General features: G+C 69.6%; 14 protein-coding genes. 4 read left to right on the top strand and 10 right to left on the bottom strand.

The window, feature by feature from the left end; translation table 11 throughout:
• Window positions 1-181: 181 nt before the first annotated feature.
• The 5 genes from HBK84_RS10715 to HBK84_RS10735 form a co-directional block, all read right to left on the bottom strand.
• Window positions 182-1,411: an MFS transporter gene (locus tag HBK84_RS10715; protein WP_167318873.1), complete on the bottom strand. Its 1,230-nt coding sequence runs from the start codon at window positions 1,409-1,411 to the stop codon at window positions 182-184.
• 269 nt (window positions 1,412-1,680) lie between these two features.
• Window positions 1,681-2,145 carry an SRPBCC domain-containing protein gene (locus HBK84_RS10720; RefSeq protein ID WP_064847396.1) on the bottom strand — a complete coding sequence of 155 codons (465 nt, stop codon included), beginning with the start codon at window positions 2,143-2,145 and terminating at the stop codon, window positions 1,681-1,683.
• Complete coding sequence (locus HBK84_RS10725) at window positions 2,138-3,082, bottom strand: glycosyltransferase family 2 protein (protein ID WP_085106508.1); 945 nt, start codon at window positions 3,080-3,082, stop codon at window positions 2,138-2,140. The genes HBK84_RS10720 and HBK84_RS10725 overlap by 8 nt, the downstream gene beginning before the upstream one ends.
• Window positions 3,079-4,413 carry a bifunctional PIG-L family deacetylase/class I SAM-dependent methyltransferase gene (locus tag HBK84_RS10730; protein WP_240918980.1) on the bottom strand — a complete coding sequence of 445 codons (1,335 nt, stop codon included), beginning with the start codon at window positions 4,411-4,413 and terminating at the stop codon, window positions 3,079-3,081. The genes HBK84_RS10725 and HBK84_RS10730 overlap by 4 nt, the downstream gene beginning before the upstream one ends.
• On the bottom strand, window positions 4,410-5,504 hold the full coding sequence (locus tag HBK84_RS10735) for an acyl-CoA/acyl-ACP dehydrogenase (RefSeq protein ID WP_240918981.1): 1,095 nt from the start codon (window positions 5,502-5,504) through the stop codon (window positions 4,410-4,412). Before HBK84_RS10735 ends, HBK84_RS10730 begins: the two co-directional genes overlap by 4 nt.
• Before the next feature lie 92 nt (window positions 5,505-5,596).
• Between HBK84_RS10735 and HBK84_RS10740 the strand changes: the two genes are divergently transcribed.
• Window positions 5,597-5,965, top strand: coding sequence for a GntR family transcriptional regulator (locus HBK84_RS10740; RefSeq protein WP_068468289.1), 369 nt, complete (start codon window positions 5,597-5,599; stop codon window positions 5,963-5,965).
• Between the two features lie 44 nt (window positions 5,966-6,009).
• On the opposite strand, the gene HBK84_RS10745 is transcribed toward HBK84_RS10740, so the two are convergent.
• From HBK84_RS10745 to HBK84_RS10765, 5 genes are read right to left on the bottom strand one after another with little or no spacing between them, the layout of a single operon-like run.
• Window positions 6,010-7,233: a nitrate/nitrite transporter gene (locus tag HBK84_RS10745; RefSeq protein ID WP_064845564.1), complete on the bottom strand. Its 1,224-nt coding sequence runs from the start codon at window positions 7,231-7,233 to the stop codon at window positions 6,010-6,012.
• Window positions 7,234-7,269: 36 nt separating this feature from the next.
• Window positions 7,270-8,076 carry a respiratory nitrate reductase subunit gamma gene (gene narI / locus HBK84_RS10750; RefSeq protein ID WP_035964865.1) on the bottom strand — a complete coding sequence of 269 codons (807 nt, stop codon included), beginning with the start codon at window positions 8,074-8,076 and terminating at the stop codon, window positions 7,270-7,272.
• A complete protein-coding gene (gene narJ, locus HBK84_RS10755) occupies window positions 8,073-8,768 on the bottom strand; it encodes a nitrate reductase molybdenum cofactor assembly chaperone (RefSeq protein WP_085106510.1) in 696 nt (231 codons plus the stop codon). Before narJ ends, narI begins: the two co-directional genes overlap by 4 nt.
• Entirely contained in the window at window positions 8,768-10,510 is a 1,743-nt protein-coding gene (gene narH, locus HBK84_RS10760; RefSeq protein WP_131333533.1) for a nitrate reductase subunit beta, read from the bottom strand. The genes narJ and narH overlap by 1 nt, the downstream gene beginning before the upstream one ends.
• Window positions 10,510-14,244, bottom strand: coding sequence for a nitrate reductase subunit alpha (locus tag HBK84_RS10765; protein ID WP_167318875.1), 3,735 nt, complete (start codon window positions 14,242-14,244; stop codon window positions 10,510-10,512). The genes narH and HBK84_RS10765 overlap by 1 nt, the downstream gene beginning before the upstream one ends.
• A gap of 409 nt (window positions 14,245-14,653) precedes the next feature.
• Between HBK84_RS10765 and HBK84_RS10770 the strand changes: the two genes are divergently transcribed.
• From HBK84_RS10770 to HBK84_RS10780, 3 genes are read left to right on the top strand one after another with little or no spacing between them, the layout of a single operon-like run.
• On the top strand, window positions 14,654-15,043 hold the full coding sequence (locus tag HBK84_RS10770) for a hypothetical protein (protein ID WP_167318876.1): 390 nt from the start codon (window positions 14,654-14,656) through the stop codon (window positions 15,041-15,043).
• A 3-nt stretch (window positions 15,044-15,046) separates the two neighbouring features.
• Window positions 15,047-15,658 carry a molybdenum cofactor guanylyltransferase gene (locus tag HBK84_RS10775; protein ID WP_167318877.1) on the top strand — a complete coding sequence of 204 codons (612 nt, stop codon included), beginning with the start codon at window positions 15,047-15,049 and terminating at the stop codon, window positions 15,656-15,658.
• Between the two features lie 22 nt (window positions 15,659-15,680).
• The gene (locus HBK84_RS10780; RefSeq protein WP_167318878.1) at window positions 15,681-17,072 is read left to right on the top strand and encodes a molybdopterin molybdotransferase MoeA; all 1,392 of its coding nucleotides are present in this window, start codon (window positions 15,681-15,683) and stop codon (window positions 17,070-17,072) included.
• The last annotated feature ends 167 nt before the right edge of the window (window positions 17,073-17,239 follow it).

The following is a 17,239-nucleotide window of genomic DNA, read 5'->3' on the forward strand; positions in this document are numbered from 1 at the left end:
TCTCCTTGCTGGCACCGCCGCGGCGGACCGGGGTTCGCCCGCGGAACGTGCGGGCCCATCGGACGTGTTCCGGGTTACGTCCAGCGTAGGCCCAGGGCCCCGGGCCGCGCGATTCACCACCCGGTGGGTATCACACGACGACGCCGCTCGGGTTCCGTCGTACATTACCCGGCGGCACACCTCAGTTCCCGCTGGGTACCACCGGGCGGCGTGGCAGGAAGATGGCGGCCAGGACGATCGCGATCACGATCAACGCACCGATGCACAGGGCCGCCCCGCCCCAGCCCGCGCCCGTGAACGCGATGCCGACGGCGTACCCCAGCGCGGAGGAGCCGCCGTAGTAGAAGAGCGTGTAGAGGGAGGACGCCTGGGCCCGCCCCTCGGTGGCCATGGCGGGAACCCATCCGTTGGCCACGGAGTGCGCCGCGAAGAATCCGGCGGTGAACACCAGCAGCCCCGCGACGATCACCGGCAGCCACGGGACGACCGTGAGCAGCAGACCGCCCAGCATGATCAGGGCCGCGGCGATCAACACGGGGCGGCGGCCGAAGCGATCGGCGAGGCTTCCCGCCCGCGCGGAGGACCACGTCCCGGAGAGATAGGCCAGGAACAGCAGGGACACCACGCTCTGGGGCACGTTGAACGGTTCATCCCCCAGGTGGAAACCGATGTAGTTGTACACCGCCACGAAACCACCCATGAGCAGGAACCCCTGCAGGTAGAGGGTTACCAGGCGCACGTCCTTGAGGTTGACCCACAGGTGCGCGATCATCCCCTGCTCCCCCGTGAGCCGCACGGGCTGGGGCGTGAAACCGCGCTGACGCGGGATCAACAGGATGAAAGTCACGGCTGCGGCGGCGGCGATCAGCGCGACGACGCTCGTCCCCACGCGCCAACCGAAGAAGTCCGCGAGCGGGGCGGCCACGATGCGCCCGGAGAGCCCTCCCAGACTCGTCCCGGAGATGTAGGTCCCGGCTGCCACGGCCCCGTAGCGCGGATTGACCTCTTCCGCGAGGTACGCCATAGCCACCGCGGGAATCCCGCCCAGAGCCACGCCCTCCAGGAACCGTAGGCCCACGAGGGATTCGAACGTGGGCATGACGTTGATGAGCACGCCCAGGACGGCGGCGCAGCTGATCGCGGCGACCATGGCGCAGCGTCGTCCCCAGCGGTCCGAGACGAGCGACCACGGGATCACCCCCACGGCGAGACCCAGCGTGGCGGTGGAGACGGCGAGCGCGGCCTGGGCGGCGTCGATGTCGAGGTCCTGGGCCATGATGGGCAGCACGCCCTGCACGGAGTAGAGCTGGGCGAACGTGGCCACGCCGGCGCACAACAGAGCCACGAGGATCCGCTTGTATCCCGGACTGCCCTTGTCGTACCCCTCCCACACCCTGCGTGACGATCCCATACCCGGGTGCACCTCCTGCTGCGACTGTCCTGCCCGGGCAGCTGCGTCTTCCCGGGCCCGGCCGTACCATGCGTGCACGACCTCGGCCAGGGTACGCCCGGTGCGCGCCCGGGCCCGGGCCGCTCCCGCGCGAGGTTTCCGTGCGGCGTCGTGCGGGAGTCACGCGGAAGCGGCGGCACCGCAGCCGGACACGACGACGCCCGCGTCCTCCCTCGGGAGGACGCGGGCGAACGGTCATTCTGGCGCGGGGCACACCGCTCCGCGGGGTGTCAGGAGCCGGCGACGGTGGAGGCGAGCCGCTCGAGGGACTCCTCCAGAACCTTCTCGCCGAAGAGCGGGAAGCTGATCTTCTTCGTCACCTTGGGGTTGGCGTGCTCCCACGAGTAGGTGAGGGTCACGGTGGTGGAGTCCGAGCCCTCGGGCTGCAGCTCGTACACCCATTCCCAGCCGTTGTCCTCCACGGAGGTGCCCTCGGGGCAGGGCTTCCACGCGATGAGCTTGTTGGGGTCCAGACCGGTGACGTGGTTCTCCGTCTTGTAGTCCCCGCCCATCATCTCGGCGTGCATGTTCATCACGAAGACGTCGCCGACGTTCTGGATGCGCTGGTCCGTGCCAGAGATGACGGTCCCGGAGGCGTCCAGGCTGGGGTGTTTGGCGGGCAGTGTCAAGATCTCGAAGATCTCCTCCGCCGGGGCGTCGATGAGACGGCTGACGGTGATGGACTTCTCACTCATGGCATACCTCCTGATTGACGATGCTGATGGTTTCTACGTTAGCCACGGGAGAGGGAGGCCCTTCAAGCGTTTTTGCGATGGGCGAAGCGGGCGCACGCCACTCCGATTCCTCCCGCGGCAGTGAGAGCGTCCGCAGGTGATGCGCGAACCCGAGCTCCGCACGTCCTTCGAGCCGCCCCGACGTCACCGCACGGATCCGGTCCGTGGCCTCGACCCGTGCGCCCACTCGGTGCAGTGCAGCCAGCAGGGCTTCATCCTCGCTGCACGCCAGGGGCGGGAAACCGCCCGTGTGCTCGTAGAACGAGGCGCGCACACCCATGTTCGCCGCATGGATGTGCGGGTGGCTCTCTACGAGCGTGTGTTCGCGCTGCCACAGCTCGTACACGTGCGGCGGGCACTCCGCCGGGTCCGGTTCCACGGTCCCGAGAATCGCATCCACACCGTCGCCCGCGCGCTGCACCTGGTAGCGCAGCCAGTTCTCGGGCACCATCGTGTCCGCGTCCGTGGAGGCGATCCACTCCGGGTCCGACGCCGCGAGCGCCTGCCGGGCTGCCGCGGCGCGCGCTCCCCCGGCGCTGTGCCATTGCCCCGAAACGATCTCCAGTCGGGCTCGGCCACCGTCCCGGTTCGACACCGCCCACGCCTGGCGCGCGCGCTCCACCGTCCGGTCCGTGCAGCCGTCCGCGGCGAGCACGACCGTGACCTCGACGTCGCCCGTCCCCACACCGCGCGGCGCCCCCCGCAAGGCCCGCATGGCATCGATTCGGGACGTGCCGGGAGCGGGCCCGGCGACGTCGTCGGCGGACGCCCACTCGGACCGTGCGAACGACGGATCATGACCCAGCCCCGCGATCGCACCGGCGACCGACTCGAGGCACCGGCCCACGCGGTCCTCTTCGTTGCACGCCGGGATGATCACGGCGATCCGGCGGATCATGTGTCCCCCGCGGGAACGGGCGCGAAGACCTCGATCACGAAATCGGTTTCGCGGTGGCTCAGCACCCCGCGCAGCCCGGGAGTGCGCCGAGCCTCGCGGTGGACGTCCGCGCCGTCGAGCGGCCAATCCGCGATCGGGTGCCGCCAGTGGCACAGCACGAGGTGCCCGCCGTCCGCGAGCGCCGCCACGCAGCGCCGCAACAGCTCGCGCCATTGCTCGGGCGAGCAGAAGTACCCCATTTCGCTCACCACGATCAGCTCTCGCGGGGACCAGTCCTCGTCCCAGTCGCGCGGCAGCACGGCGCTGACGAGTTCCACGTTCGGCACGCCCTTCCGTTCGAGCCGGGTGCGGGCGGCGCTCAGGGCGACGTCGCTTGCGTCCACCGCGGTCACGGAACGCGCGCGCCGGGCCAGTTCCACCGTGAGGGCGCCCGTGGAGCACCCCAGATCCAGGACGCTGCCGTAATGCTCCCGCGGCAGGCACGCGAGTAGCACGTCCCGCTTGCGCCGCTCGTACCACGAGGTGTCCACGGCCCAGGGGTCCGCGCTCGCGGTGTGCACACGGTCGAACACGGTCCGCTGATCGGGCGTGCCGAGCACGAAAAACTCGACCGAGCGATCGAAGTGTTCGAGCACGTGGGGGCCTAGGAGCACCTCGTCCCCCCGCCGGTCGGACAGCGGCTGCACCTGGGTCACGTGGTGGGCCAGGGCGGAGCGCTTGGCGGTGCGAGCGGCGTCGTCCAGTGGGACCCGCACGAGCCCGCGCGGCAGGCGCGTGGGGGAACCCCAGTGCCAGAACCACACGGGGTACTGCAGGCAGCGCACCCCCCACGCCCCGGCGGCCGCGACGACCGTGCGGGCCAGAACCTCGTGGTCGGTGTGCCCGTCCTCCTCCCACGTGACGATCACCAACGGCTGCTCCCCCTGCTCGAGCCATTCGAGATGACGGGCCACCGGCTCGGACAGTTCATCCTCGGACAGGCCGCCGTCGGTCAGGGCGAGGTACTCCGGCGGGGTGTCCGTGCTGGTCAGGGTGTGCACCGCGGCGGCGAGCTCTTCGTGGCGCAATGCGGCCAATCGTTCGGGCGTGTGGGTCGGTGAATCCGGGTGGGAGTTCTCCCCCAGGGTCGCCACGACCACCCGCACATCCGCTCCCGCGTCCGCGAGCCGGCGCACGGTGCCGCCGGCCCCCAGGGTCTCGTCGTCCGGGTGGGCCGCGAACACGACGACCCGGTCCACGCCGGTCAGGTCCACCTCGGGGGCGCGGTGCAGAGCGCCGCAGCGGGCCCAGTCGGCCTCGGGCGTGCCCGGATCACGGTGGTCGAAGCTCACCACGGGGTCTCCTCCGACCCATCCTGGACCAGCTCCAGCAGGGTGCGTCCGAGGGCGGCGGTGTCCCGCTCGGCGTGGTCCTGGCGGATGTAGACCTGCAGGGACTCGACCCGCCGCACGTGTGCGGGGTCCCCCGTGAGCGGACCGGGCCCGGTGGCGCGGGAGACCACGCGGATCACGGTGTCGGCGGCGTCGGCCACCGTGCGGCGCACGCGCAACGCCCATGCGGCGCCGTGCTCACCCGTGGCCTCGCCGCGGTCCACCGCCGCGGCCGCACGGTCCAGGACGGCCTGAGCCGCGCCGAGCGTGAGGTCGAGCTGCCCGAGGGCGGTGCGAGCGGCGTCGTCGACGGGGCGTGCGGGGCGCACGAGTTTGCACCACAGCAGATCCGCGACGGACTGTGCGCCGCCGAGCCACACGGCCGCCACGCCCATCCCGCCCCACGCGAAGCCCGGGCGGGTCAGGTACCACTCGTCCGCGCCGAGCGGTTGCGCCGGAACGCCCTCGAAACGGACGGGTACCGTGACGACCTCGGCGAGACCGCGGGACGTCCACCCCGCGGCGGCTTCGGGCCGGAATCCCGGGTGGTCCGTGGCCACGACGAACGCCCGACGGTGTCCCGTGGGTTCCCCGACCTCGTCGGTGACGTGCGCGGTCACGACGGCGCGTGAGACGGAACCCGCGAGCGAGCACCAGGGCTTGGTCCCGGTCAGGGTCCAGTGCGGACCGTCGGCGGCGTCATCATCGGCCGAGTGCGCAGCGGACGACGGCGTGGCCAGCAACGGCTCGCCCGACCCCTCCGCGGCCCACACGCCCCACGTGTCGCGGTCGGTGATCAGGTCGGTGCGGCCCGCCTGGCGCAGGATGGCCAAGGCATCCAGGTGGGGTTCGATGATCCTCGCGTAGGCGAGGTCCATCCGACCCAGTGCGCTCAGCTCGCGCCACAGTTCACGCGTGGCGCCCTCACCCGGGGCGGGCAGGTCGCGTCCGAGTACGCGCGCCCGGCCCAGGGCGTGATCGACGAAGCGTTGCACGGCCCGGGGATCGGCCGGAGCCGCGGCGGGGACGGGAAGTTCTGGGTGCTCGGACACCCCATCAGCCTACGTGTCGGGGCGGACACCCACCCCACCTTTTCAGCGGTAGGCCACCTACCATGAGGGGAGTCGATCGAAGGGGACAAGGCATGTTCACGGTGGATCCCGCCGCTTCCACACCGGTGTACGAACAGCTCGTGGAATGCGTCCTGCGGGACGTCTCCTCCGGGGAACTCATGGTGGGTGACCGCATCCCACCGGTGCGCGCGCTCGCGTCCGAGCTGGGGCTGTCCGCGGGCACCGTGGCCAAGGCCTACCGGGAGATGGAGACCCACGGCGTGATCGAGACACGCGGGCGCAAGGGCACGTTCATCGCGCAGGGCCGGGACGACCGCGACGCCGCCGCGGCACGCGCCGCCGCCCGGTACCTCGACGAGGTGGCCGGGCAGCTGCACTACTCCCCCGAGGAGTGCATGGCGCTCGTGCAGCACGCGCTGCGCGCCCGTTCGGAGGGGTGACAGCGGCGTCGTCGTCCATGCCTCGGACGACGACGCCGCCAACCTCACTTCTCGGCCTTGCGCCCCCCGTGCCGGACCACCAGTGCCAGCAGGAACGCGGCAAGGCAGAACACAGCGAGCAGGGTGAGCCCCACGAAGTAGGAGTTGCTCTCGGGGTCGTAGGTGGCACCCATGACCAAGGGCGGGAAGTAGCCGCCCAGACCGCCGGCCGCGGCGATGATCCCGCCCACGGTGCCCACGTTCTTGGCGGGGGTCGCCCGACCCACCCAGCCGAACACACCGCCGGTGCCGAGGCCCAGGAACAGGGCCATGAGCAGGAACAGCGGACCGTAGACGTGTTCACCGCTGGGCTGGAGGGCCACGAGCATCGCGAGCACGATCGTGCCGCCGAACGAGAGCAGGGTGATGATCTTGGGACCGAAGCGGTCCGCGAGGGTACCGCCCACGGGGCGTGCGATCACGGCGGCGAGCGCAAAGCCCGCGGTGCGCGTGCCGGCCGCGGTGGGATCGTACGAGTACACGTTGGCCAGGTACGTGGGCAGGTAGTTGGAGAAGGCCACGAACGCACCGAAGACCACCGCGTAGAGGAAGCACAGCTGCCAGGTGACCTTGAGCTTGAACGCGGCCTTGAGCTTGGGCATGGCCGGTTCCGCCACGACCCCGGCGCGGGCGGGCGAGTCGCGCAGCAGCAACCAGCACAGCAGGGCGCTCACGGCCACGATGACGGCCACGATCACGTGGGTCATGAAGTACCCGGTCGCGGCGACCAGGCGCGGGGTGAAGAACGCGGAGACCGCGGTACCCACCATGCCCGCACCGAACACGCCCGTGGCGAAGCCCTTGCGGTGGGACTCGTACCACGCGGAACAGAACGGGATACCGATCGCGAACACGGTGCCCGCGATCCCCAGGAAGAACGCCACGACCACCAGCAGCGGGAAGGTGTTGAGCTGACCCACCACACCCGTGAGCAGCACGAGCGGTGCGGTGATCCCCAGGATCACGGTGAACATGAGCCGCCCGCCAAACTTGTCGGTGAGCGCACCCACGGGAACCCGGGCGATCGAGCCCACGAAGATCGGCATGGCCACGAGGATCGCGGTCTGCCCGGGACTCAGGTGCATGTCGTTCGCGTAGCGCTTGGACAGGGGCCCCACGATGGTCCACGCCCAGAAACCCACGGTGGACGCCAACGTGGCCAGGATGAGGTTCCTGAACTGGCCCTGTTTCAGGTTCGGTGCGGCCTCAGCGGCGGGGACGGCGGACATGACTCTCCTCAGGGGTGGGGCGGGGAAGGGGCCGGGTTATTTGACGCGCGTGGAACCGGAGCGTTCGCGCGGGGGCCGCGTGCGGCGTCGTGAACTGGCGCGGTCCTGGGTGCCGATGGGCTCCCAACCGCGGCGGTAGTTCACGGAACCGGCACGCGGGGCGTTACCCCGCGAGCGGTAGACGATGTACGGGCGGAAGAGGTAGTGCAGCGGCGCCGTGAAGGCGTGGACCAGGCGGGTGAACGGCCACACCGCGAACAGGGCCATGCCCCACAGCACGTGCACGTGGAAGCTCGTGGAGGCGGCAGCCATGGCCCCCACGTCCGGTTGCAGGATCCACAGGGACCGGAACCACGGCGACACCGTTTCGCGGTAGTCCACGGTGGCCGGGTCGAACACGGACAGCACCGTGGTGGCCAGACCGGCCAGGATCGCGCCGAGCAGCATCACGTACATGAACTTGTCGTTGGCCGTGGTGGCCATGAACACGGGCCCGGTCCGGCGGCGGCGCACGATGAGCATCACGATGCCCACGAGCGTGCCCACACCGGCGACCGAACCGATGGACAACGCCAGGAAGTGGTAGGCGTGCTGGGACAGACCCGCCGCCTCCGTCCACGACTTGGGGATCACGAGCCCCATGATGTGCCCCACGAGCACGGCCAGGATGCCGAAGTGGAACAGCGGCGAGGCAATGCGCAGCAACCGGGACTCGTAGAGCTGGGACGAGCGCGTGGTCCACCCGAACTGGTCGTACTTGTACCGCCAGATCAGCCCCCCCACGAGGGTCAGCATGACCACGTACGGCAGGATCCCCCACAAGAGGGTGTCGATCACGTTCACTGGTTTCCTCCGGTCATGGGCAGCAGGCGGGGGTCGTAGGCGTCCAGGCCCACGGCCTCGGTGGGCGGTCCATAACCGGCCATCCGGGCCACGGCTGACTCGTCCTCGGGCGACGGCCCGGGAAGCGTGGAGCACACGAGTTCCACGGCGCACGCCTGGGGCAGGTCGTCCCGGATCAACGCCAGGCGCAACAGCTCCAGGGACGGGCGGTAGCGCTGCAACAGCTCGAAACCGTCCTCGCCGGAGACCCGCGCGGCGAATTCGAGCACCACGGGCAAGTGGTCCGGCAGTTCCTCATCCCCGAACTCGCACCCGTGCGCGCGGTAGACCTGTTTGAACGCGGACAGGGCCTCACCGCGACGGCGCGTGTCACCGTCCGTCCAATAGGTCAGGTGCAGGCTGTGGCGCCGGGACAGGTCGAACTCCTGGACGTAGTCGCCCTGGATCTCCCGCAGGTCCGATTCCCGCAGCCACCGGATCAGGGGTGCCACCTGCACGGGGTCCACGCCCACCTCGGTCAGCGCCCGTTCCACGAGGGGCAGCTGCTCGATCACCTCGGGGCGCGGGTAGCTCAGCAGCAGGGCCGCCGATTGGCGGATCACCGCGGAACGCTGCGGGTTGCGGTCCCGGTACCCGGGCACCTCCACGGTCCCCTTCCCGGCCCTGCCCAGAAGGCTCGACAGCAGCCCCATCACCGGCCCCCGCTCGCCCCGGCGGTGCCCTGGTCCGGTCGCGAACCCGGGTTGTCGGAGGTCGCCGCGAGCGACGCCGCATCTCGCTCCGGTTGCGCCGGGAACAGTCCCGCGGGGGTCCCGTTGCCGTCCCAGTTGAGCAGGTTCACGCGACCGGCTAACTGGTCGTTGCCCGTGGGGTCCTCGCCCGTCTGCCGTGCCCGCAAGGCTGCGAAGTTCTCGACGGCGACCGGCATGGGTCGGCCGGAGGCCTCACCGAACACGCCGGTCTGGCCCATGCCCGGGCCGCCGTCCACGTCCAGGGAACACCCGATCTCCTCGAGGTTGTGGGCGTCCTCCACGTGGGCGGCGGGGATCACGTAGCGCTCGTCGTACTTGGCGATCGCCATGAGCCGGTACATCTGGCGGATCTCGGAACCCGTCATCCCCACGGCCTGGGCGATCGACTCGTCCGGTTCGTCCCCGAGCGTGACGTTGCGCATGTAGGCGCGCATCGCGGCGAGCTTGCGCAGCACGTGGGTGACCAGCTCGGTGTCCCCCGCGGTGAACAGTTCCGCGAGGTACTCCACCGGGATCCGCAGGGACTCGATGGCGCCGAACAGGTTGTCCGGGTCCTCGCCGTCGTGGCCCTGTTCCTTGAGCAGGTCCACGATGGGCGACAGCGGCGGGACGTACCAGACCATGGGCATGGTGCGGTACTCGGGGTGCAGCGGCAGGGCCACGCGCAGGGTCTTGGCGAGTGCGTACACAGGCGACTTGCGGGCCGCCTCGAGCCAGTCCTCGGGAATCCCGTCCCGGCGAGCGGCGTCGATCACCTCGGGGTCGCTGGGGTCCAACATGAGGTCCAATTGGGCCTCGTAGAGGTCCTGCTCGTTGGGCGTCGCGGCCGCCTGGGTGACCTTGTCGGCGTCGTACAGGAAGATGCCGATGTAGCGCATGCGCCCTACGCACGTCTCCGCGCACACCGTGGGGATGCCCACCTCGATGCGGGGGTAGCAGAACGTGCACTTCTCGGCCTTGCCGGACTTGTGGTTGTAGTAGATCTTCTTGTACGGGCACCCGGTCACGCACTGGCGCCACCCGCGGCACCGGTCCTGGTCCACGAGCACGATCCCGTCCTCGGACCGTTTGTAGATGGCGCCGGACGGGCACGAGGCCATGCAGGACGGGTTGAGGCAGTGCTCGCACAACCGCGGCAGGTAGAACATGAACGTCTGTTCGAACTCGAACTTGATCCGGTCGTTCGCCTCGTCCCGCAGCTTCTGCACCACGGGGTCCAGGTGACCCATCTCGGTGGCGCCACCGAGATCGTCGTCCCAGTTGGCGGACCACTCGATCTTGGTGTCCTCACCCGTGATGAGGGACTTGGGCCGGGCCACGGGGAAGTCATCACTCGCGGGGGCGTTGACCAGGTTCTCGTAGTCATAGGTCCACGGCTCGTAGTAGTCCGCGAGTTCCGGCTGCACCGGGGACGCGAACAACTGCGCGAGCTTCTTGAGCCGGCCACCGGACTTGAGCTTGAGGTTGCCGCGCCGGTTCAGTTCCCAGCCGCCCTTCCACCGCTCCTGGTCCTCGTAGCGGCGCGGGTAGCCCTGACCGGGGCGGGTCTCCACGTTGTTGAACCACACGTACTCGGTGCCCGCCCGGTTGGTCCACGCCTGCTTGCACGTGACCGAACAGGTGTGACAACCGATGCACTTGTCCAGGGTCATCACCATGGCAACTTGGGACATCACACGCATCAGTACTCAACCTCCTGGGAACGCTTGCGGACCACGGACACGATGTCCCGTTGGTTTCCGGTGGGCCCCATGTAGTTGAAGGCCCAGGACAGGTGGGCGTAGCCACCGATCATGTGGGTGGGTTTGACCAGGATGCGCGTGACGGAGTTGTGGATCCCGCCGCGCTTGCCCGTGGTCTCGGACTTGGGGACGTCGATCGTGCGCTCCTGTGCGTGGTGGACGTACACCACGCCCTCCGGCATGCGGTGGGAGACCACCGCGCGGCCCACGAACACGCCGTTGGTGTTGACGCACTCGACCCAGTCGTTGTCCTTGACCTCGATCGCGCGGGCGTCCTGTGGGGCCATCCACACGGTGGTGCCACCGCGGGAGAGGGACAACATGAACAGGTTGTCCTGGTACTCGGAGTGGATGGACCACTTGTTGTGCGGGGTCAGGTAGCGCACCGCGATCGACAGTTCGCCCTTCTCCCCGAGCTGTGGTTCACCGAAGAGCCGGTGCATGTCCAGCGGGGGCCGGTAGATGGGCAGCATCTCCCCCATGTCCTTGAGCCAGTCGTGGTCCAGGAAGAAGTGCATGCGCCCGGTCAGGGTGTGGAACGGCTTGAGGCGTTCGATGTTCACCGTGAACGGCGCGTACCTGCGGCCACCGGTCTCGGAACCGGACCACTCGGGGGACGTGATCACGGGCACGGGGGCCTGCTGGGTCTCCGTGAAGGTGATCACCTTCTCCTCCGAGCCCCGGGAGAGGTCCGCGAGCGGTTTGCCCACGCGCTTCTCGAGGGTCTCGAAGCCCTGGGTCGCGAGCGCACCGTTGGTGGTCCCGGACAGGCTCAGGATGGCCTCTGCCATCCGGGCGTCCGAGTCCAACGCGGGGCGGCCTTCGGCCGGGCCGGAGTCGAACACGCCGTGCTGACGGCCCAGCCGGTCCACGACCCCGGTGACGTCGAACGTGACGTTCTTGGTGGTCAGCCCGAGCTTGTCCGCGAGCGGGCCGAGCGCCACGAACTTGTCCCCGATGGCCGTGTAGTCACGCTCCACGAGCTTCAGCTGGGGCAAGTTCTTGCCCGGCACGGCGGGAACGTCCGTGCCCTTCCACTCGGGCACGCGTCCGCCGGGTTGGGCGATCTCCCCCGGGGTGTCGTGCTGCAGCGCGGTGGCCACCACGTCCTTGCGGGTGTCCAGGTGCCCGGCCGAGAGCCTGCCGACCTCGTCCGCGAGCAACTGGAACAGCTTCCAGTCCGTCTTGGCCTCCCACGGCGGGGTGATCGCCGGGGTGAACGCGTGCACGTAGGGGTGCATGTCCGTGGAGGAGAGGTCGAACTTCTCATACCACGTGGCCGCGGGGAAGACGACGTCGCTCAGCAGCGTGGAGGACGTCATGCGGAAGTCCGCGGAAACCAACAGGTCGAGCTTCCCCTCGGGTGCTTCGTCGCGCCAGCGCACGTCGTGCGGCGTGGACTCCGCGTGGTCCTGCCCCTGCACGCTATTGCTGGTCCCGAGCAGGTGTTTGAGGAAGTACTCCTCGCCCTTCGCAGAGGAACCGAACAGGTTGGAGCGCCACAGCACGAGGGTGCGCGGCCAGTTCTCGGGGGCGTCCGGGTCCTCGACCGCGAAGTTCAGCTCGCCGTTCTTGAGCTTGGCCGCGATCCATTCGGGTTCCGACGCCGCTTCGCCGCGTTCCACACCCGCGATCGCCGCGTCCGCGACGTCCAGCGAGTTCTCGTGGAACTGCGGGTAGAACGGCATCCACCCGAGCCGCGTGGACTGGGCCACGACGTCCGCGGTGTGCATGCCTCGCAGGTGACCCTCCGCGAGCGGCGACTGCAGGGAGTCGGAGGAGTACCCGTCCGAGCGCCACTGGTCCGTGTGCATGTACCAGAACGCGGTGCCGATCATGAACCGCGGGGGACGCATCCAGTCGTTCGCGGACGCCATGGCCGCCCACCCGGTGATGGGGCGGGCCTTCTCCTGACCCACGTAGTGGGCCCACCCGCCGCCGTTGCGTCCCTGGCACCCGCACAGCATGAGCATGGCCAGGATGGCCCGGTACGTGGTGTCACCGTGGTACCACTGGCAGATGCCCGCGCCCAGGATGATCATGGAGCGTCCGCGGGACTTCTCCGCGTTCGCGGCGAACTCGCGTGCCGTGCGGATCACGGCCTCCGCGGGGACGGACGTGACCTCCTCCTGCCACGCGGGGGTGTAGGGGGTCCGGGCGTCGTCGTAGCCGGCGGACCACTCACCCGGTAGGCCCTCGCGACCCACGCCGTACTGCGCGAGCATGATGTCGAAGACCGTGGTCACCGTGCGCCCGGCCACCGTGGTGGTGGGTACGCCGCGGCGGATCGTGGAACCGGCCCCCGTGGGGTCGGTGAACGCGGGCAGATCGAGGTGGGTGACACCGCCGTCGTACCCGGCCGAATCCGCGATCGACAGTGCGGGCAGGGTGTCCCCCAGGTCCAGGTTCCACTTGCCCTCGTCCTGGTCGTTGTAGCGGAAGCCCATGGAGCCCTGCGGGATCACGGCCTTGTGCGTGTGCCGATCCAGCAGGACGGTCTTGAACGCGGGATCGGCCTGCCCCGCGGCGGCGGGATCACCCGCTGCCGCGAGATCCTCCGCGGTGATGAACTTGTCCGGGACCACCGTGCCGTCCGAGCGCTCGTCGAGCGAGATGAGGAACGGGAGGTCCGTGTACTGCAGCACGTACTCCTCGAAGAACCGCACGCGACGGTCCACGAAGTTCTCCTTGAGGATCACGTGACCCATGCCCATGGCGAGCGCGGCGTCCGTGCCGGCCTGTGCAGGCAACCACTCGTCCGCGAACTTGGTGTTGTCCGCGTAGTCCGGGCTCACCGAGACCACCTTGGTCCCGCGGTAGCGCACCTCCGCGAGCCAGTGCGCGTCCGGGGTGCGGGTCACGGGGATGTTGGAACCCCACATCATGAGGTAGGTGGCATCCCACCAGTCCCCGGACTCGGGGACGTCCGTCTGGTCGCCGAAGACCTGCGGCGAGGCCACGGGCAGATCGGCGTACCAGTCGTAGAAGCTGTTCATGACCCCACCGATGAGGTTGATGAACCGCGCACCCGCCGCGTGGGACACCATGGACATCGCGGGGATCGGCGAGAACCCCGTGCACCGGTCCGGGCCGTAGGTCTTGATGGTGTGCACGTGCGCGGCCGCGGTCATCTCCACGGCCTCCTGCCAGCTCGCGCGCACCAACCCGCCCTTACCGCGGGCCTGCTGGAACTCACGACGCTTGACGGGGTCGTTGACGATCGACTCCCACGCGAGCACCGGATCGTGGTGGAGCTGCTTGGCCTCGCGGTACATCTGCAACAGCACGCCCCGGATGTACGGGTAGCGCACGCGGGTGGGCGAGTAGGTGTACCACGAGAACGCCGCACCGCGCGGGCACCCGCGGGGCTCGTACTCGGGGCGGTCCGGGCCCACGGAGGGGTAGTCCGTCTCCTGCGCCTCCCACGTGATGATGCCGTCCTTGACGTACACCTTCCACGAGCACGACCCCGTGCAGTTCACACCGTGGGTGGAGCGCACCACCTTGTCGTGGCTCCAGCGGTTGCGGTAGAAGGCGTCACCCGCGCGACCACCCTCACGGAAGACGGCGCGGCCGTCCGGCGTCTCCTCCCAGCGGGAGAAGAAACGTCCCATTTTCAACAGCGCATCTGATGCCGGTCCGTCGATCCCGGCAGGGGTCTCGGTGGTTGCCATACCGGCATGCTAGGTCGTTTTGGTATCGAAAATGCGTATTTTGTTCGGCGTGGCTCGGACATTGCGGTGAACCCGTGTGACGTGCGGGAATACGGCATATTTAGCTGGACTAATAAGCCTGGGTGCTGCCGCTGGTTCCCGAGGTTTTCAGGAGCGGTCTCGCGGTTCGCCGTCCCGGTCCCGACGGCGGCCGCATGGACGGTCCCTCCAGGCTGCCGGGCGATTCCCGACGGCGTCTGCGCACCGGTTCCCGGGGGCTCGCGAGGCAACCATGCGACGTCGTTCCCGGATGTCCGTGCGAACGGCTCCAGGCGCTCGCGGGGCGACCGAGCGACGTCGCCCCCTCCCGGCCGACGGTGCCCGACCCGGTCGCGGAGGGCCGGGGCCCGCGCCCGTAGACTGGTGCCCCATGAAGTCGTTCGTCGCTCCCGTGTTGCTCGTGATCACCGCGCTCGTCCAGGCCATGGGCATCTACCCCTACGTCCAGGACGGCATCACGCTCACGGGGCAGCTGCTGTTCCCCATCCTCTTCGCGCTCGCGGCCATGTACCTGGCCCGCAAGGGTCGCCCCGGCGCGTTCGGCACGGCGCACATGGTCATCCTGGTGCTGTCCGTGGTCCTGGTGGTGCTGTCCCTCGTGGGCATGAGCCAGCAGCTCCCGTACTTCTACCCCACCATGATCCTGTACTACATCGCGTTCGTGCTCGTGGCCGTGGAATGCGCGCTGCGCATCGCCGGGTTGCCCAAGAAGTCACGTGCCGTGGGTGCGGAGTCCGACGACGTCGCTCCCACCCACTGAGCCGTGCCCTCCTCCTCCCCGAACGCGTCCTTGCAGCTGCCCTTCGACACCGTGGTCGTGGCAGGGGGCCGCTCCTCCCGACTCGGAGGCGCCCCCAAAGCCCAGTTGTCCTTCGAGGGCTCCACGCTGGTGGCCCACACGGTCGCGGCGGTGCGCCTGTTCGGTGCCGTGGTGGTCGTGGGGCCCGAGGATCCGCGGCTGCCGCCGGACGTATTACGCGCCCGGGAGGATCCGCCCTTCTCGGGACCGGCGGCGGCGGTGGCCGCGGGCGTCGTCGTCCTGGACGGCGTGAGCGGACGTCACGAGTGGACGGCGGTGCTCGCATGCGACATGCCGCATGTCGACCGCGCACTGCCCGCGCTCGTGCGGGCTGCGCAGGACGTCCCCCCGGAGGTCGACGGCGTGATGGCGTTGTCCGACGAGGGCCGGGCCGAGAACCTCGCCGTGCTGATCCGTTCCGCGGCGCTGAGCGCGGTGCTGCGCGAGGTGCCCACGGTGGACGTGTCCGTGCGCTCGGTGTGGCGTCATCTGACGTTGGACACCGTCCCCGTCCCCCACGCCAGCACGAGCGACGTGGATACATGGGAAGATGTGCGTAGATTCGACCTGCACTGAATCGCCACGTCGAGGAGACATCATGCCCGGACTTCCGCACCAGCACGATCCCGCCGCTCACGAGGACGACGACCAGCGCGAGAACCGTTCGGCGGCGTCGGAACCGACCGTGCGCTGGGCCTCGTGGGACGAGGCCCGACGGATCGCCTACGGCACCCCGCACTCCCTCCCCAACATCCTGTTGCCGCTGACGAAATGCCTCGACGAGATCCTCGCCGAGTCCGTGACCGCCGAGATGCCCGTGCCCCACTACCCCTCCGCCGCGGCGGACGGCTGGGCCGTGGCCGGGGAGGGCCCGTGGCGGATCCGCATGCCGCGCCCCGCCGAGACCGACGAGCGCCTGCTGCTGACCCTGCCCCCGGACCAGCGCATCCTCCCGGTGGTGGAGCTCAAGCCGGGTGAGGCCACCCATGTCAATGCCGGGGACGCCGTCCCGTTCGGGACCCGCGCGGTTCTCGAGGCCCACCGGGGCCACGTGGTCCCCGCCGACCCCGCGGCCCGCGACATGCCGACCGGTGAGCACGGCCGCGGACCCGAGGAGGGCGACACCCTCGAGGACGCCACACCCGCAGCGACCCTCGTGAAGAACCAGGACGTCCGGGCCGTGGGCGAGGAGATCGAGCAGGGGGACCTCCTGCTGCGCGCCGGTCGCAAGCTCAACCCCGCCCACCTCGGTCTCGCCGCGAGCGCGGGCCACGACATGCTCCCCGTACGACGCCGCCCGCGCGTGACCGTGCTGCTGGGTTTCGCCAACGTGGTCGAGGACGGCATTCCCGGCCCCGGTGAGGTGCGCGACGTCCTCGGACTGCAGCTGCCCGCCGCGCTGCGCGAACTGGGCGCGAACGTGGATCAGGTCCGGCGCGTGGCCGACGGCGCGGACGGAATGATCTCCGCATTCACGGAAGCCCCCATGGGTGCGAGCTCGCTGCTCGACGCCCGTGCGGAGATCGTGGTCTCCACCGGCGGCACGGGTCACGGGGAGGACGATCACGTCCGTAAGGCCCTCGAGGATCTCGGGGCCCACCTCATCATCGACGGCGTGGCGCAAGAACCCGCCCACGGGGTGATCGTGGCCCAGCTGCCTGACGACGGTCCCGTGGTGCTCGCGCTGCCCGGTTCACCGCTGTCCGCGATGACCGGTCTGCTGAGTGTGGGCCACGCCCTGATCGCCGGGGCCAAAGGTGAGGCCATGCCGTTCACGCGCCGCGTCACCGCGGGTCAGGACCTCGAGGCCACAGGCCGCACCCGCGTGATTCCCGCCTACCTTCAGGACGGCCGTGTGTTGCCGGAACCCACCGTGGGTCCCACGATGCTCTCGGGTCTCGCCCACGCGGATGTGCTCCTGGTGGTTCCGGAGGACGGCATGAGCTCGGGCCAGGACGTGGAGGTCATCCCCCTCCCCTGGCGGGGCTGAGGCGGGGGCGTCACGGGGTGGGCCTACGGGGTGCGTCCGGCCGCCAGGAACTTTTGGGTGCCCTGAGGCCCCCGCGCAATTTTCAGGCGCCGTGAGGCCATGGAGCCCAGCCGATGGTGGCTCCAGAGTGACTCGGAATTCGCGAATGGCCTTGGAATGACTGATAT

Origin of the sequence: Kocuria sp. KD4 (assembly GCF_011769905.1) — a bacterium.
Taxonomy (GTDB): Bacteria; Actinomycetota; Actinomycetes; order Actinomycetales; family Micrococcaceae; genus Kocuria; species Kocuria marina.

Excerpts from the sequence above, each read along its gene's own strand:
- HBK84_RS10715 (WP_167318873.1), bottom strand. The coding sequence starts at position 1,411 with ATGGGATCGTCACGCAGGGTGTGGGAGGGGTACGACAAGGGCAGTCCG.
- HBK84_RS10720 (WP_064847396.1), bottom strand. The coding sequence starts at position 2,145 with ATGAGTGAGAAGTCCATCACCGTCAGCCGTCTCATCGACGCCCCGGCG.
- HBK84_RS10725 (WP_085106508.1), bottom strand. The coding sequence starts at position 3,082 with ATGATCCGCCGGATCGCCGTGATCATCCCGGCGTGCAACGAAGAGGAC.
- HBK84_RS10740 (WP_068468289.1), top strand. The coding sequence starts at position 5,597 with ATGTTCACGGTGGATCCCGCCGCTTCCACACCGGTGTACGAACAGCTC.
- HBK84_RS10745 (WP_064845564.1), bottom strand. The coding sequence starts at position 7,233 with ATGTCCGCCGTCCCCGCCGCTGAGGCCGCACCGAACCTGAAACAGGGC.
- narJ (WP_085106510.1), bottom strand. The coding sequence starts at position 8,768 with ATGGGGCTGCTGTCGAGCCTTCTGGGCAGGGCCGGGAAGGGGACCGTG.
- narH (WP_131333533.1), bottom strand. The coding sequence starts at position 10,510 with ATGCGTGTGATGTCCCAAGTTGCCATGGTGATGACCCTGGACAAGTGC.
- HBK84_RS10765 (WP_167318875.1), bottom strand. The coding sequence starts at position 14,244 with ATGGCAACCACCGAGACCCCTGCCGGGATCGACGGACCGGCATCAGAT.
- HBK84_RS10770 (WP_167318876.1), top strand. The coding sequence starts at position 14,654 with ATGAAGTCGTTCGTCGCTCCCGTGTTGCTCGTGATCACCGCGCTCGTC.
- HBK84_RS10780 (WP_167318878.1), top strand. The coding sequence starts at position 15,681 with ATGCCCGGACTTCCGCACCAGCACGATCCCGCCGCTCACGAGGACGAC.